This window comes from Lysobacter sp. P5_B9 (assembly GCF_054049835.1).
Map to the genome: position 1 here is coordinate 752587 of NZ_JBFULP010000001.1, position 14919 is coordinate 767505.

The 14919-nt window shown below is 66.1% G+C and carries 19 protein-coding genes; 14 read left to right on the top strand and 5 right to left on the bottom strand.

The features are described from left to right. Nucleotides 1–106: 106 nt before the first annotated feature. Both ACXJJ9_RS03530 and ACXJJ9_RS03535 read right to left on the bottom strand, forming a co-directional pair. Nucleotides 107–571: a glycine zipper 2TM domain-containing protein gene (locus ACXJJ9_RS03530; RefSeq protein WP_457096151.1), complete on the bottom strand. Its 465-nt coding sequence runs from the start codon at nt 569–571 to the stop codon at nt 107–109. Nucleotides 572–745: 174 nt separating this feature from the next. Then, nucleotides 746–1189 (bottom strand): hypothetical protein, encoded by a 444-nt coding sequence (locus ACXJJ9_RS03535; protein WP_457095844.1) that lies wholly within the window; start codon nt 1187–1189, stop codon nt 746–748. Nucleotides 1190–1288: 99 nt separating this feature from the next. Here ACXJJ9_RS03535 and tcdA point away from each other — a divergent pair, with 99 nt between their 5' ends. Next, nucleotides 1289–2110 (top strand): tRNA cyclic N6-threonylcarbamoyladenosine(37) synthase TcdA, encoded by an 822-nt coding sequence (gene tcdA, locus ACXJJ9_RS03540; protein WP_457095845.1) that lies wholly within the window; start codon nt 1289–1291, stop codon nt 2108–2110. An 84-nt stretch (nt 2111–2194) separates the two neighbouring features. Here tcdA and ACXJJ9_RS03545 read toward each other — a convergent pair whose 3' ends face one another. Both ACXJJ9_RS03545 and ACXJJ9_RS03550 read right to left on the bottom strand, forming a co-directional pair. Continuing rightward, complete coding sequence (locus ACXJJ9_RS03545) at nt 2195–2968, bottom strand: TatD family hydrolase (protein ID WP_457095846.1); 774 nt, start codon at nt 2966–2968, stop codon at nt 2195–2197. Nucleotides 2969–2972: 4 nt separating this feature from the next. Next, nucleotides 2973–3215 carry a DUF6116 family protein gene (locus tag ACXJJ9_RS03550; RefSeq protein WP_457095847.1) on the bottom strand — a complete coding sequence of 81 codons (243 nt, stop codon included), beginning with the start codon at nt 3213–3215 and terminating at the stop codon, nt 2973–2975. A gap of 164 nt (nt 3216–3379) precedes the next feature. On the opposite strand from ACXJJ9_RS03550, the gene ACXJJ9_RS03555 reads away from it, so the two are divergent. The 5 genes from ACXJJ9_RS03555 (at nt 3380) to ACXJJ9_RS03575 (ending at nt 9122) form a co-directional block, all read left to right on the top strand. Further along, nucleotides 3380–4195, top strand: coding sequence for a glycine zipper 2TM domain-containing protein (locus ACXJJ9_RS03555; protein WP_457095848.1), 816 nt, complete (start codon nt 3380–3382; stop codon nt 4193–4195). A 186-nt stretch (nt 4196–4381) separates the two neighbouring features. Further along, nucleotides 4382–5545: an acyl-CoA dehydrogenase family protein gene (locus ACXJJ9_RS03560; protein ID WP_457095849.1), complete on the top strand. Its 1164-nt coding sequence runs from the start codon at nt 4382–4384 to the stop codon at nt 5543–5545. 71 nt (nt 5546–5616) lie between these two features. Beyond that, complete coding sequence (locus ACXJJ9_RS03565; RefSeq protein ID WP_457095850.1) at nt 5617–6168, top strand: GNAT family N-acetyltransferase; 552 nt, start codon at nt 5617–5619, stop codon at nt 6166–6168. After that, a complete protein-coding gene (locus ACXJJ9_RS03570; protein ID WP_457095851.1) occupies nt 6135–6806 on the top strand; it encodes a glutathione S-transferase family protein in 672 nt (223 codons plus the stop codon). The genes ACXJJ9_RS03565 and ACXJJ9_RS03570 overlap by 34 nt, the downstream gene beginning before the upstream one ends. A 42-nt stretch (nt 6807–6848) precedes the next feature. Beyond that, nucleotides 6849–9122, top strand: a complete 2274-nt coding sequence (locus ACXJJ9_RS03575) for a thiamine pyrophosphate-dependent enzyme (protein WP_457095852.1) — start codon at nt 6849–6851, stop codon at nt 9120–9122. An 81-nt stretch (nt 9123–9203) separates the two neighbouring features. On the opposite strand, the gene ygfZ is transcribed toward ACXJJ9_RS03575, so the two are convergent. Continuing rightward, entirely contained in the window at nt 9204–10076 is an 873-nt protein-coding gene (gene ygfZ / locus ACXJJ9_RS03580) for a CAF17-like 4Fe-4S cluster assembly/insertion protein YgfZ (protein ID WP_457095853.1), read from the bottom strand. A gap of 29 nt (nt 10077–10105) precedes the next feature. Between ygfZ and ACXJJ9_RS03585 the strand changes: the two genes are divergently transcribed. From ACXJJ9_RS03585 to ACXJJ9_RS03620, 8 genes are all read left to right on the top strand, one after another. After that, complete coding sequence (locus tag ACXJJ9_RS03585; protein ID WP_310051982.1) at nt 10106–10294, top strand: DUF1674 domain-containing protein; 189 nt, start codon at nt 10106–10108, stop codon at nt 10292–10294. Nucleotides 10295–10360: 66 nt separating this feature from the next. Beyond that, the gene (gene sdhC, locus ACXJJ9_RS03590) at nt 10361–10768 is read left to right on the top strand and encodes a succinate dehydrogenase, cytochrome b556 subunit (RefSeq protein WP_310051984.1); all 408 of its coding nucleotides are present in this window, start codon (nt 10361–10363) and stop codon (nt 10766–10768) included. Next, nucleotides 10765–11160, top strand: coding sequence for a succinate dehydrogenase, hydrophobic membrane anchor protein (gene sdhD / locus ACXJJ9_RS03595; protein ID WP_457095854.1), 396 nt, complete (start codon nt 10765–10767; stop codon nt 11158–11160). The genes sdhC and sdhD overlap by 4 nt, the downstream gene beginning before the upstream one ends. 3 nt (nt 11161–11163) lie before the next feature. Further along, nucleotides 11164–12954 carry a succinate dehydrogenase flavoprotein subunit gene (gene sdhA / locus ACXJJ9_RS03600; RefSeq protein ID WP_457095855.1) on the top strand — a complete coding sequence of 597 codons (1791 nt, stop codon included), beginning with the start codon at nt 11164–11166 and terminating at the stop codon, nt 12952–12954. 15 nt (nt 12955–12969) lie between these two features. After that, nucleotides 12970–13755: a succinate dehydrogenase iron-sulfur subunit gene (locus ACXJJ9_RS03605; protein ID WP_457095856.1), complete on the top strand. Its 786-nt coding sequence runs from the start codon at nt 12970–12972 to the stop codon at nt 13753–13755. A 77-nt stretch (nt 13756–13832) separates the two neighbouring features. Further along, nucleotides 13833–14255, top strand: coding sequence for an MAPEG family protein (locus ACXJJ9_RS03610; protein ID WP_457095857.1), 423 nt, complete (start codon nt 13833–13835; stop codon nt 14253–14255). Beyond that, a complete protein-coding gene (locus tag ACXJJ9_RS03615) occupies nt 14252–14506 on the top strand; it encodes an FAD assembly factor SdhE (RefSeq protein ID WP_457095858.1) in 255 nt (84 codons plus the stop codon). Before ACXJJ9_RS03610 ends, ACXJJ9_RS03615 begins: the two co-directional genes overlap by 4 nt. Continuing rightward, nucleotides 14457–14909: a hypothetical protein gene (locus ACXJJ9_RS03620; RefSeq protein ID WP_457095859.1), complete on the top strand. Its 453-nt coding sequence runs from the start codon at nt 14457–14459 to the stop codon at nt 14907–14909. Before ACXJJ9_RS03615 ends, ACXJJ9_RS03620 begins: the two co-directional genes overlap by 50 nt. The last annotated feature ends 10 nt before the right edge of the window (nt 14910–14919 follow it).

Below are 14919 nucleotides of genomic sequence, written 5' to 3' on the forward strand. Positions count from 1 at the left end.
TGAAACCCGGCCCCGGCCGGGTTTCTTTTGTGCTCATTGCGAGCAGTAAAAGGCCCGCGATTGCGGGCCTTTTCTTTCCGGTCGAGCTGCGTATCAAAGCAACGTGTCAACGCAGCGTGGCGTGTCCGTTGGAGACACGGACGTACGAGCCCTCATGGACGCCGTTGAGGTCGTTCTGCGTGACCGTCACCGTGCGCCCGTCGTCCATGCGGACATAGACGTTGTAGTGCGCGCCGTGGACGTTGCGTTCGATTGCACTGCCAGCGACTGCACCAACGACCGCGCCGGCCGCTGTAGCCGTATTCTGCTGGCCCTTGCTCTTGTCGTTGGCGATCTCGCGACCCGCGGCAGCCCCGACGACGCCGCCGAGTACCGCGCCGGTCACGCCGCTGCTGGGTTGGCCGATTTGTTCGATATGGGTGACGGTGCCGCAGTCATAGCAGGATGCGCTCGAACCGCCGTAGCCGCTGCTGCTGTACCCGGGTGACGTGCTGCTGTACCCGGGTGACGTGGCGCAGCCGGCCAGTGCCATCGAGGCCGCGGCAACGCAGATCAGAAGGGGATTGCGGATATTCATGCGACGCTCCTTGGTGGGGATACCGTGGCGGCGCATTGCTTCATGTCATGCGATGTCATGCGCCAGGACCACGTGTCCCAACCTAGGTGGGGCCGCGTGAACCGGCCATCAACTTTGGGCCCTGCCCGCTGGTGCGTTCAGCCCCCAGCGGGAGAGGTGGTTTCTGGATCAGCGGAAATCCTGGTGGCACGCCTTGCAGTTGGCGCCGATGTCCTTGGCCAGTTTCGCCACGCCTTCACAGTTCATCGGTGGCGCAGTGAGCGCACCGTCGAGCGTGCCGCGCAACTTGCTCGCCGCGTCGGAGAAGCGCTGGTCGTCGGCCAGTCCGGGGAACGCAAGTTCAATGTCGTCGGCCGTCATGCGCAGTGCCTTGAGATGAGGCAGCGTGTCCGTGGCGGCACAGCGGTTCTGTTCCGTTGCCTTGACCAACCGGTCCATGTGCCAGTCCTGCACATGCATGAGGCTTTCCGGGAAGTGGTCCTTGCGGGCATCCCACGCGCGCAGCGCCATCACCACGCCGATGGCGCCCACGACCAGGCCGAGCAGGAACAGGAAGAGGTACTTGGAGCCATGGCCCTTGCGGACTGCCGTACCGGGGTTGGGATCGCTCATGCGTGACTCCTTCGTTGTGCCGCGTGCCGCGGCGACTTGCCGCGCACCATAACAAGGCAACACCCGGATTCGCCACCGGGCGCCGCTTACACTATGCGCATGACCACGCAAGCACTGGATCCCCGCTGGCAAGAACGTTTCGGCGGCATCGACCGTCTCTACGGTAGGGGCGCCCTGCGGCGTTTCGCCCATGCCCGCATTGCCGTGATCGGCATGGGCGGCGTCGGGTCGTGGGCCGTGGAAGCGCTGGCGCGTAGCGGTATCGGCCACCTGTGCCTGATCGACGCCGACGACCTGTGCGTGTCCAACACCAACCGCCAGTTGCCGGCGCTGCAGGGCCAGTACGGCCGCAACAAGGTCGAAGCGATGGCCGAGCGTTGCCGCGCCATCAACCCGGGCATCGAGGTGGAAGCCATCCCCAACTTCCTCACGGCCAGCAACATCGAGACGCTGCTCGATCGCGGCTTCGACCTGGTCCTGGATGCCTGCGACAGCTTCCGCAGCAAGGTCGAGCTGGTCGCATGGTGCCGCCGGCGCAAGCTGCCCCTGATCGTGTGCGGCTCCGCGGGCGGTCGCACCGACCCCACGCTCGTGCGCGTGCGCGACCTGTCACGCACCGAACACGACGCGATGCTCGCGCTGATCCGCAAGAAGTTGCGCAGCGAGTTCAACTTCCCGAAGAACCGCGACCGCTACTTCGGCGTTTCCGCGATCTATTCGCTGGAGAACGTCCAATACCCGCAACCCGATGGCAGCGTGTGCGGCGTGCGGCCGCAGGTCAGTGGCGAGGCGGCCTTGAAGCTGGACTGCGGTGCGGGGCTGGGCGCGGCGACGCACATCACCGGCACGTTTGCATTCGCCGCCGTGGGCCGGGCGCTGGAGCTCCTGTTGAAGCCGCGCCGCGACACCGCCAGCAGCTGAGGTCCACTCAAACGCGCCCCGGGAAAAAAGCGCGATGCTTGCGCCCTGTAATGGCCCGCGCGCAAGAAAAGCACGCGCGCCAGGTCAGGCGTCCTGCCCGATCCCGAACAGGCGCTCCGCGTTGGCCGTCGTAACCGCGGCGATTTCCGTCTGGCTCTGTTGCCGCAACTGCGCGATCACCGCCAGCACGTTCGCCAACCGCGCAGGTTCGTTGCGCTGCCCACGGATGCCGGCATCTGGCTGGTCTGGCGCATCGGTCTCGAGCAGCAGGAATTCCAGCGGCATGGTGCGCGCCAGCTGGCGCAGGCGATTGGCGCGGTCGTAGGTGACCGGACCCCCAAGCCCGATCAGGAAGCCGAGATCCCACAGCTGCCGCGCCTGTTCGACGCTCCCGGAATAGCTGTGCACGACCCCGCGCAGCTTGCCCGTCTTGCGGATCGCGGCGATGACCGCATCCACTGCGCGGCGCGCATGCACGACGACCGGCAGGTCGAAATCGCGCGCGAGACGCAGCTGGCCATCGAAGTAAAGCGACTGGGTGTCGCGGTCGAGTCCTTCGACGAAGTAATCCAGCCCACATTCGCCGACGGCGACGGGCCGCTCGCGCTCGATCCATTCGCGCAACTGCGTCAGGTGCTCCGGCCGGTGCACGTCCACGTACATCGGATGCAGGCCGTAAGCCGGGAACAGCCCGGTGCCGCGCGAACAGACATCGCGCAGCTTCGGCCAGTGGGCCGCATCGACCGCGGGAACGATCTGCCGCGTCACTCCAGAAGCCTGGGCGCGGGCAATCACCGCATGGCGGTCCGCATCGAATTCCGCGGCATCCAGATGGCAGTGGCTGTCGACCAGCACCATCGGTTCAGCGGCGTGATTCGCCTTCGATCACGCCCTTGGCGCTCTTGCCGGGAGATTCCGGTGCCTTGCGATTCTTGAAATTCGCCAGCAACAGGGTGCCGAGGCCAAGCAGGATCTCGTCCGCAAACGGTATGAAATCGGGAATGACCAGGTCGATCACGAACAGGACGGCCGTGACCACGAACAGCCGCGGATAGCTCAGGCGGCCAAGGAAACCGAGGAGCGGGGCAAGCAGGGGATTGGCCATGGGAAACGACCCGGGAAGGATGTGTGCACGCTATCACGCTGTGAACAACTGGTTCATTTTCGTTAGGTTTTCGTTGCTCCGGCTGGGCGCTCGTTCAGGTTCCCGGTGCTGCAATGCAGCCGTCCAACAACACGCGGGTTCACTCCCGCAGCAGGAGGCTCCAAATGAACAAGAACATGCTCGCCGTAGCACTGGCTTCGCTGCTCGTGGGTGGCGTCGCGGTGGCGGCGTACAACAGTTTCCGTGGCCATGGCGATGCCGCGGCCAGCGATTTCGCCACGGCCAATCCGCAGGCGACTGCCGGCACCGAAAGCGACCTGGCGGCCAACGGCGCGATCGAAGGCAGCAAGCTGGAATACGCCGATGTCGTCAACGTTAAGGAATTGACGGAGAAGAAGCCGCTCTACGCGACCGTGCTCGGCACCGAACCGGTCAAGGAGACCAGCACCACTTCGACCCCGCGCGAAGTCTGCGAGGACGTGGTCGTGCAGGAACGCGCCCCGGAACGTGATGGCAATGTCGGCGGCACCGTGGCCGGCGCGATCATCGGTGGCCTCGTCGGCAACCAGGTGGGCAGTGGTAACGGCCGCAAGGCCGCGACCGTGGCCGGCGCCGCCGCGGGCGGTTACATCGGCAACCGCGTCGACAAGAACCACGTGGGCGGCAAGGTCACCAGCCGCACCGAGCGCCAGTGCCACACGGTTTCCAGCAGCAGCACCTCGAGCAAGACCGTTGCCTACAACGTGACCTACCGCAATCCGGACGGCACCAAGGGCACGATGCGTACCGAAAGCAAGCCGGGTAGCCAGATCCGCCTGGGCAGCGAAAACGAAGTGGTCGGCTACGACGTGACCTACCGCTACAACGGCGCGGAGCAGACCATCCGCATGGATGAGAAGCCCGGCGACAAGCTGCCGGTGGTCAATGGCGAAGTGGTCACCCAGACCGCCGCCGCGGCCGCGGACAAGACCCAGGGCTGAAACACCCGGGGTTGAAACACCCAGGGTAGAAACACCCAGGCTGAAACCAGCCGCATGCAATACCCAGACGGGGCCGGACATCCGGCCCCGTCTGTTTTGGGACGTTGCCGAATCCGTGGCGTTGGGGTGCCGCGCCGCAACATGGGCCGATACAATGGGCGTCTTTCCCCCGCGCCCGAGCACCCGATGGCCCTGCCTTCCAACGATCTGTACGACGTCCGTTCCCTCCTGAGCGAAGAAGAGCAGGCCGTCCAGGACACCGTTGCCCGCTTCACCAACGAGCGCGTGCTGCCGATCATCGGCGACGCCTTCGACCAGGGCCGCTTTCCGCGGGAACTGATTCCAGAAATCGCTGAACTGGGCCTGCTGGGCTCCTCGTTGCCCGAGAAGTACGGCTGCGCCGGCCTGAACGCCGTCAGCTACGGCCTGATCTGCCAGGAACTGGAACGCGGCGACAGCGGCATCCGCAGCTTCGTCAGCGTGCAGTCGTCGCTGTGCATGTACCCGATCTTTGCCTACGGCAGCGAAGAGCAGCGCATGCGCTGGCTGCCATCGATGGCGCGGGGCGAGACCATCGGCTGCTTCGGCCTGACCGAACCGCATGGTGGTTCCGACCCTGCCAACATGAAGACCAATGCCCGCAAGGACGGCGGCGACTGGATCCTCAACGGCTCGAAGATGTGGATCACCAACGGCAACGTCGCCGACATCGCCATCGTCTGGGCGCAGACCGACGAGGGCATCCAGGGCTTCGTGGTCGAGAAGGGCATGGCCGGCTTCGCCGCCCAGGAAATCAAGCACAAGATGAGCCTGCGCGCCTCGGTCACCAGCGCGCTGTACTTCGACAACGTGCGCGTTCCGGAAGCCAATCGCCTGCCGAACGTGAAGGGACTGAAGGGTCCGCTGGGTTGCCTCACGCAGGCGCGCTACGGCATTACCTGGGGCCCGATCGGCGCCGCCATTGCGTGCCTGGACGAAGTGCTGGCCTACACGAAGGAACGCATCCTGTTCGATCGTCCGGTGGCGGCGACGCAGAGCGCGCAGATCAAGATGGCCGAGATGGCCCGCCGCATCACCCTGGCGCAGCTGCTCGTCGTGCAGCTGGGTCGCCTCAAGGATGCGGGCAAGATGCAGCCTGCACAGGTATCGCTGGCGAAGTGGAACAACTGCCGCATGGCCATCGACATCGCGCGCGAATGCCGCGACCTGTTGGGCGGCGCGGGCATCACCACCGAGCACGCGGCGATCCGCCATGCGCTGAACCTGGAATCGGTCATCACCTACGAAGGCACCGAGACCGTGCACCAGCTGGTGATCGGCCGCGAGCTGACCGGCATCAACGCGTTCTGATATCCCGCGAAGCCGTCCCCTGCGAGGGCAGGGACGGTGCAGCAGTTTCCAAGATGCACGGAGGATCCGGTTTGGCTGCTCCCGATGTCCAGCTTGAAACCCCACGCCTGGTCCTGCGCGTGCCGCGGATCGACGACTTCGAGCGTTACGCCGAGATGCTGGGGGACGAAAGCTCGCACCACATAGGCGGCCCGCTGCTGCGCCACGACGCCTGGCGCCGCTTCCTGCAGATGCCGGGGGCGTGGATGCTGCAGGGCTTCGCCATGTTCTCGGTGATCGAGAAGGCGAGCGGCCGCTGGATGGGGCAGGCGGGCCCATGGCAACCGGATGGCTGGCCCGGAACCGAAGTCGGCTATTCCTTCCATCCCGATGCGCGCGGCAAGGGCTATGCGACCGAGGCCTGTATGGCCGCCATGGACTGGGCGTTCGATGTTCTCGGCTGGAGCGAAGTGATCCATTCCATCGCTCCGACCAACACCGCGTCGCAGGCCGTCGCACAACGATTGGGCTCGCGCAATCGCGGTCCGGGCAAGCTGCCGGCGCCGCTGGATGCACATGCCATCGATATCTGGGGCCAGACCCGCGAGGAATGGGCCGCGCGCCGCAAGGAGACCGCCGCATGATCACCGTCTACGGTTTCGCGCCTTCGGGAAATTGTCACAAGGTCCGACTGCTGCTGGAGCAGACGGGTCGCGATTACCGCTGGGTCGAGAAGCGCAGCGACGACGGTTCCACGCGTACGGCTGAAATGCTGGCGAAGAACCCCAATGGCAAGGTGCCCTTCATCGAACTCGACGACGGGCGCGTGCTGACCGAGTCCAATGCCATCCTGCACTGGATCGCCGAGGGCACCTCGTTCCTGCCGGTGGACCCGTGGCAGAAGGCGCAGGCCCTGAGCTGGATGTTCTTCGAACAGTACAGCCACGAGCCCTACATCGCCGTCGCCCGTTTCATCTGTGGCTGGACGCCGATCGATTCGCCGCGCCGCGCCGACCTGCCGCGCCTGCGCGAGCGCAGCCACCAGGCACTCGCGGTCATGGAGCGCCACCTGTCGGCGCATGCGTGGTTCACCGGCGACCAATACGGCATCGCGGACATCGCGCTCTTCGCCTACACCTGCGTTGCCGACCATGGCGGCGTCAGCCTCGAAAACTATCCCGCGATCCGCGACTGGCTGGCGCGCATCGCGCAGACGCCCGGCTTCGTGCCCATGCCCGATCCGGACGCCGCCGCCGCGGCGCTGATCGCGCAGTCCAACTGATTCCCCCTTGAGCCTTCTCGCGCGCGAGAAGCGGAGCCCTTGATGTCCATGTTCACCGCCATTCCCAATCCGATTCCCGCACGCATGAAAGGCCTCAACCGGGCCGAGATCTGCGACGTCAATTTCAGCGAGTTCGTGAACGGCTGGAACGGCACCAGCGACGCCAGGCCGGCGGCGCACGAGGCGATCCTCGATGGCAGCGCCCTGGACGCGCAGGGCTTCCGCGAGCTGTTCGAGTCGCAGCTGATCAGCCGCCACCTCGACCTGATGGCGCGCGTGCTGCGCGTGCAGAACAAGGTCTTCTACACCATCGGCTCCAGCGGCCACGAAGGCAATGCGATGGTCGCGCGGCTGACCCGCCACACCGATCCGGCGTTCCTGCACTACCGTTCTGGTGGCTTCATGGCCGAGCGTTTCCGCAAGCTGCCGGGCCTGGATCCGATCATGGATTCGGCGCTGTCGTTCGCGGCGAGCAAGGACGATCCGGCTTCGGGCGGTCGCCACAAGGTGTGGGGCAGCAAGCCGTTGTGGGTCCTGCCGCAGACTTCGACCATCGCCTCGCACCTGCCCAAGGCGCTGGGCACCGCGGTAGCGATCGAGGCCGGCAGGCGTCTTGGCCACTCGTTGCCGATTCCGGACGACAGCATCGCCATCTGCTCGTTCGGCGACGCTTCGGCCAACCACGCCACCGCGCAGACCGCGTTCAACGCCGCCGCCTGGACCGCCTACCAGAAGCTGCCGGCTCCGGTGCTGTTCGTTTGCGAGGACAACGGCATCGGTATTTCGGTGAAGACGCCGTCGGGCTGGATCGCCAACCGTTTCCAGCAGATGGATGGCCTCGATTACTTCTTCGCCGATGGCCTCGATCTCGCGACGGGCTATGGCGACGTGCAGAAGGCCGCCGAGCATTGCCGCCGCACGCGCCGGCCGACCTTCCTGCACCTCAAGACCAACCGGATCATGGGCCACGCCGGCACCGACTTCGAGATCGAATGGCGTTCGATCGAAGAGCTGTGCGCCGTCGAGGCAGGCGATCCGCTGCTGCGTTCGGCCGAAATCGCGTTGCAATCCGGCCTGATGTCGAAGGACGAAGTGCTGGCCCTGTACGAAGCCACGCGCAGGAAGTGCTTCGCAGCCGCGGAAGAAGCCGACCGCCGCCCCAAGCTCGACAAGCTGGAAGACGTGATCGCACCGCTCGCGCCGTATACCCCGGCGGCGGTGCAGAAGGAGGCCGCGCGCGCCGATTACGCGCAGCGTCGCCTCGAAGTGTTCGGCAGCGAAGCCAAGCTGCCGGAGAACCAGGCGCCGCGCCACCTCGCCATCCAGATCAACAACGCATTGCACGACATCTTCGCCAAGTACCCGGAAACGCTGCTGTTCGGCGAGGACGTGGCGCAGAAGGGCGGCGTGTACACCGTGACCAAGGGGCTGCAGAAGGCGTTCGGCCCGCGCCGCGTATTCAACACGCTGCTCGACGAAACCATGATCCTGGGCATGGCGCAGGGTTTCGCCAACGTCGGCCTGCTGCCGATCCCGGAAATCCAGTACCTCGCGTACTTCCACAACGCCTGCGACCAGATCCGCGGCGAAGCGGCATCGCTGCAGTTCTTCTCGAACAACCAGTACGCCAACCCGATGGTGGTACGCATCGCCGGCCTGGGTTACCAGCGCGGCTTCGGCGGGCACTTCCACAACGACAATTCGATCACGGCGCTGCGCGATATCCCGGGCCTCGTGGTCGGTTGCCCGTCGCGCGGCGACGATGCCGCGACCATGCTGCGCACCCTCACTGCGTTGGCCAAGGTCGACGGCCGCGTCAGCGTGTTCCTCGAACCGATCGCGCTCTACATGGCCAAGGACCTGTACGAAGCCGGCGATGGCCAGTGGCTGACCACCTATCCCAAGCCGGACGAAGCGATGCCGCTGGGCGAGGGCCGTGTCTATGGTGAAGGCAATGACGACCTCGTCATCTTCAGCTACGGCAACGGCGTGCCGATGAGCCTGCGCGCCGCGCGCACGATCGAGGCAAAGCATGGCTGGAAGGTGCGTGTCGTCGACCTGCGCTGGCTGGTGCCGCTCAACGAGTCATACATCGTCGAGCAGGCGAAGAACGCCAAGCGGATCGTCATCGTCGACGAGGGACGCCACAGCGCCAGCGTCGGCGAGGGAGTGGTCACGGCCATCGCCGAAGGCGGTTATGGCGCGCGTCCGTTCCAGCGCGTCGTGGGCAAGGACACCTACACGCCATTGGCCGGCGCAGCCTTCCTGGTGATCCCGGGCGACGACGACATCGTCGCCGCTGCCGACAGACTCTGATCGGGCAGGGTGGGGCTCCCCCCGCTGGGTGATGGGCAAGTGGGGCGGTCGCGGCGCGGTGGTCGAACAGCCGCCCCGTGATCAGCGCGCCAGGCCTTCGCCCAGCGGCGACTCCCATACGTCGGTATCGCCCACCTGCAACGGCGCGGCTGCGCGCTCCAGCGGCACCACCGCCAGGGCGAGATGGCGCTTGCCGTCGTCCGCGCATGCGACCACATGGCCGAGCGGCGCGCCCGCGGCCCGCAGGTCTTCGCCTGCGTGCAGCGCCGAGGCCGCCTCGAGCAATGCCAGGCCGCGCTTCACCTTGCCGAGGAAATGCGTGCGCGCCACGATCTCCTGGCCCGGATAGCATCCCTTCTTCACGCTGAAGGCATTGATGCGGTCCAGTGAGAGTTGTTGCGGTGTCCAATGGTCCGTCTGCGATGCGGGCAGGCGCGGCAGGCCGTGCTTGAGGTCGAAGGCGGCCCAGCGTCCGCCCAGCTCCGGATCGCGCAATGCCGTTGAAACCGACAGGATGCGCAAGGTCCGGGCACCGGAATCGGCGCCGAAATCGAGTTCCACGCCCGCACCGGCGTCGCCTCCGATTTCGTCGCCACGCGCCTGCGCGGGCGGAGCGAACGCCCCTTCCACGTGCAGGTCGTCACGCACCGCGATCCCTACCTTGCTGCGGAACACGAAGCGCTGCAGCGCAGCCGCCAACGTCACCGGATCGGCGTCGGGCAGCAGCAGCCAGAGGGTTTCCTCGTCGAGCTTGAGCAGCGCAAACAGCGCAATCACGCGCCCTTTCGGCGTCAGCCAGCCGCTCCAGTGCCAGCGGCCGGGCGCCAGGGTCTTGAGGTCGTTCATGAATTGCGCCTGCGCAAACACGGCTGCATCGCGCCCGGAAAGCGCGATCACACGGTGGTCGGGAAGGGCAAAGGCCAGGCCTTCGGCAGCCTGCGGGTTGTCATGCATGGGGGCGGGAATTAAGCTTTTACGCTGAGATGATAGGCCAATCCCCCCAGGAAGCCCCGCCCGAGGACCTCACGGACCTACCCGCCGACGCAGGATCCAAGCCCGCAGCGGACGAGTCGACAGTGAAACAGGCCCCAAGGGAATGGGGCGGACGCGAAGGGCCCGAACCGACGCGCTACGGCGATTGGGAAAAGAACGGCCGCTGCATCGATTTCTAGTTCCAAACTCTTTCACATCACTTCCTCCCGCGGCCCTGCCGCCCAGCCGAGAGACACCGCACGCTCATGGCCGAACCCCGACGCGTTCGCGAACGTCCCTTGTCGCCCCACCTCCAGGTTTACAGCTGGCAGGTGCAGATGGTGACTTCCATCCTGCACCGTGCAACCGGTGTGGTCCTCGCCCTTGGCAGCCTGCTGATGGTCTGCGCGTTCCTCTCGCTCGCCGCGGGTCCGGAGCAGTGGGCCCATTTCAGCGCCTTCGCGCGTTCGCCGCTGGGATTCCTGATCCTGTTCGGCTGGAGCTGGTCGCTGGCTTACCACCTGATCAATGGCATCCGCCACCTGGTGCAGGACGCGGGCTACGGCTATGCGATTGCAACGTTCGTGCGCAACAGTTGGATCTCGGTCTTCGGCAGCCTGCTGCTGACCGCGCTGATCTGGGTGCTGGCGATGATGCAGCGGGGTGGCGCATGAGTGCCTCCAACAAGCGCCTGCGCACGCCGCTGAAGAATGCGCGCGGCCTGGGTTCCGCGAAGGACGGCACGCACCACTTCGTGCTCCAGCGCATCACCGCGGTCGCGCTCGTGTTCCTGTCGCTGTACGTGATCGGCCTGATCATCTCGCTGGTGGGCGACGACTACGCCACGGTGCATGCCGCGGTAGCCAGGCCGTCCAACGCCGTACTGCTGATCGCCTTCCTGATTGCGACGTTCTGGCACGCCAAGCTCGGCCTGCAGGTGATCATCGAGGACTACGTGCATACGCCGTGGTCGGCGACCGTCCTGCACCTCGCCAACATCTTCATCTGCGTCCTCGCGGCACTCGCCAGCGTGCTCGCCGTCATCCGCATCGCGCTGGGAGCCTGAGTCGTGGCTGCGTACAACATCCAGGAACACAAATTCGACATGGTCGTGGTCGGCGCCGGTGGCGCTGGCCTGCGCGCCACCTTCGGCCTCGCCCAGAAGGGCCTGAAGACCGCGTGCATCACCAAGGTCTTTCCCACCCGCTCGCACACCGTGGCGGCGCAGGGCGGCGTGGCCGCGGCGCTCGCCAACATGGGCGAGGACGACTGGCGCTACCACTTCTTCGACACCGTGAAGGGTTCGGATTGGCTGGGCGACCAGGACGCGATCGAATACATGTGCAAGGAAGCGATTCCGGCCATCATCGAGCTCGAGCACTACGGCGTGCCGTTCTCGCGTACCGACGACGGCAAGATCTACCAGCGTCCGTTTGGCGGCATGACCACCCGCTTCGGCGAAGGCCCGCCGGCGCAGCGCACCTGCGCCGCGGCCGACCGCACCGGCCACGCGATCCTGCACACCCTGTACCAGCAGTCGCTGGCGCATGACGCGCAGTTCTTCATCGAATACTTCGCCCTCGACCTGATCATGGACCAGCACGGCGCCTGCCGCGGCGTGCTCGCCCTCGACATGGCCGAAGGCACGCTGCACCTCTTCCGCGCGCAGGGCACGGTGCTGGCGACCGGCGGCTACGGCCGTGCGTACTTCAGCGCGACTTCCGCGCACACCTGCACCGGCGACGGCGGCGGCATGGCGCTGCGTGCCGGCCTGGGCATGCAGGACATGGAGTTCGTGCAGTTTCATCCGACCGGCATCTACGGCGCAGGCTGCCTGATCACCGAGGGCGTGCGTGGCGAAGGTGGCATCCTGCGCAACAGCAACGGTGAGCGCTTCATGGAGCGCTACGCACCGAGCGTGAAGGATCTCGCCCCGCGCGACATGGTCAGTCGCGCGATGACCATCGAGATCCGCGAAGGCCGCGGCGTCGGCGAGCACAAGGACCACATCCTGCTCGACCTGACCCACCTCGGCCCGGAAGTCATCCACGAAAAGCTGCCGGGCATCGCCGAATCGGCGCGCATCTTCGCCGGTGTCGACGTGGAGAAGCAGCCGATTCCGGTGCTGCCGACCGTGCACTACAACATGGGCGGCATTCCGACCAACTACCACGGCGAAGTGGTGCAGCTGCGCGACGGCAATCCCGACGCCGTGGTGCCGGGCCTGTACGCGATCGGCGAAGCCGCCTGCGTGTCGGTGCATGGCGCCAACCGCCTGGGTTCGAACTCGCTGCTCGACCTGGTCGTTTTCGGCCGCGCCGTCGCCAACCGTGCCGCCGAGACGATCAAGCCCAACGGTGACCAGGCCAAGCTCGCCGCCGATGCCTGCGATGCCTCGCTCGCGCGCCTGGACAAGCTGCGTAACGCCACCGGCGACACGCCGACGTCGGTCATCCGCGACAAGATGCAGCGCACGATGCAGGCCGATGCGGCCGTGTTCCGCACCGGCGAAACGCTGACCGATGGCGTGCGGAAGATGCGCGAGATCCATGCGTCCTTCGCCGATGTCAAGATCAGCGACCGTTCCATGATCTGGAACTCGGACCTGATCGAGACGTTCGAACTGTCGAACCTGCTCGACCAGGCACTGGTTACGATCGTGTCCGCGGAGAACCGCACGGAATCCCGTGGCGCGCACGCCCGCGAGGACTTCCCGGACCGCGACGATGCCAACTGGCAGAAGCACACCCTGTGCTCGGTCGACGAAGCCGGCAACACCAAGATCGACTACCGCCCGGTGCACATGTACACGCTGACCGACGACGTCGGCGTGGTGCCGCCGAAGAAGCGCGTCTACTGATCCGGAGCGAGCACCGTGGCTGAATTTTCCCTACCCAAGAACTCGCAGATCCAGAACGGTCGCCACTGGGCGTCGCCCGGCGCCAAGCAGCCGCGCACCTTCAAGGTCTACCGCTGGAATCCGGACGACGGCATGAATCCGCGCGCGGACACCTACGAGGTGGACATGGCGACGTGCGGTCCGATGGTTCTCGACGCGCTGATCAAGATCAAGAACGAGATCGATCCGACGCTGACCTTCCGCCGCTCCTGCCGCGAGGGCATCTGCGGTTCGTGCGCGATGAACATCGACGGCACCAACACGTTGGCCTGCACCAAGGCGATCGCCGACTGCAGCAGCAAGGGCGACGTGCCGATCTATCCGCTGCCGCACATGCCGGTGGTGAAGGATCTCGTCCCGGACATGACGCACTTCTACGCGCAATACGCGTCGATCAAGCCGTGGCTGCGCACCCAGAGCCCGACGCCGTCGGACCGCGAGCGCCTGCAGTCTCCGGCCGACCGCAAGAAGCTCGACGGCCTCTACGAATGCATCCTGTGCGCATGCTGCTCCACGTCGTGCCCCAGCTACTGGTGGAACGGCGAACGCTACCTCGGCCCTGCGATCCTCCTCCAGGCATACCGCTGGATCGTCGATTCGCGTGACGAGGACACCGGTGCGCGTCTGGACGATCTCGAAGATCCGTTCAAGCTGTATCGCTGCCACACCATCATGAACTGCGCGCGGACCTGCCCGAAGGGCCTGAATCCGGCACTGGCGATCGCCGAGATCAAGAAGCTGATGCTGGCGCGGCGCGTCTGATCGGACGCGTCTGATCGGATATGGTGACAGCAGGTCAAGAGGCGTGCGATGCACGCCTTTTGATTGAGGAGAGTCGGATGGGTGACAACGCGATCTTCCTGCCGGCAGTGGCGATGGCGATGCTGACCTTTGTCGTCTGGTGGCGCATGTACGCCACCCGCATTGCGCAGATGAAACGCGAACGCATCCACCCGCAGGCAGTGGCCACGTCCGCGCAGGCGGCGGCGAAGCTGACCGACAGCCGCGCCGCCGACAACTTTCGCAACCTGTTCGAATTGCCCGTGCTGTTCTACCTCGCGCTGGTGGTTGCTGCGCAGGCGCAGCTCTCGACCACGGCGGTGCTGGTACTGGCCTGGCTGTTCGTCGCCCTGCGCGTGGTGCACAGCTGGATCCAGTGCACCTACAACAAGGTCATGCACCGCTTCTACGTCTACGTCACGGGCGGCATGGTCATGTGGACGCTGTGGGGCGTGCTGGGCTACGGGTTGCTGCGCGGATGAGCGAAGCCGACGAAGCCGAATTGCGTCGCCTGCGCTGGCGTTGCCGACGCGGCATGCGCGAGCTCGACCAGCTGCTGGGCCGTTACCTCGACCGCGAATGGCGGCAAAGTCCCGCGGCCGAGCGCGGTGTTTTCCTACAGCTGCTGGAAACCGAAGACGATAGGTTGTGGCATTGGTTCATGGGCCACGAGACCGCCGACGATGTCGACATCCAGAAACTGGTCGAACGCATCCGCGCCTTGCCGCCTTGAGTGGCGCTCCTCGCGCGCCTTCGCCGCCGCGTGCCTTGCGCTGGGCATCCTCGCCGCGGTAGCCGCGATCGCCTCTGAGCTGCCCTGGCCGGTTTCCCTTCCGTTGGCCATTGCATCGGTTGTGCATGGCGCCCGGCTGGCGACGAGCGAACTGCTCCGGCCTGCCGCCAGCCTGGTGATTCCCCCGGGCGAGGCCGATGCGACGCTCGATGGCGAGGCGATGATCGGCCTGCAGGTGCAGTGGCGCGGTCCATTGGCCTTCCTGCGCTGGCGCGGTGCCGCTGGCGGGCACCACCGGCTGCAGGGTTGGCCGGACAACCTAGATGCCGCCGCGCGGCGTGAACTGCGGCTGGCCATGGCCGACCGGGCGCCGGCGCGTTCACCGCGTTCGGTGGCACCATAGCCGCTTCGCG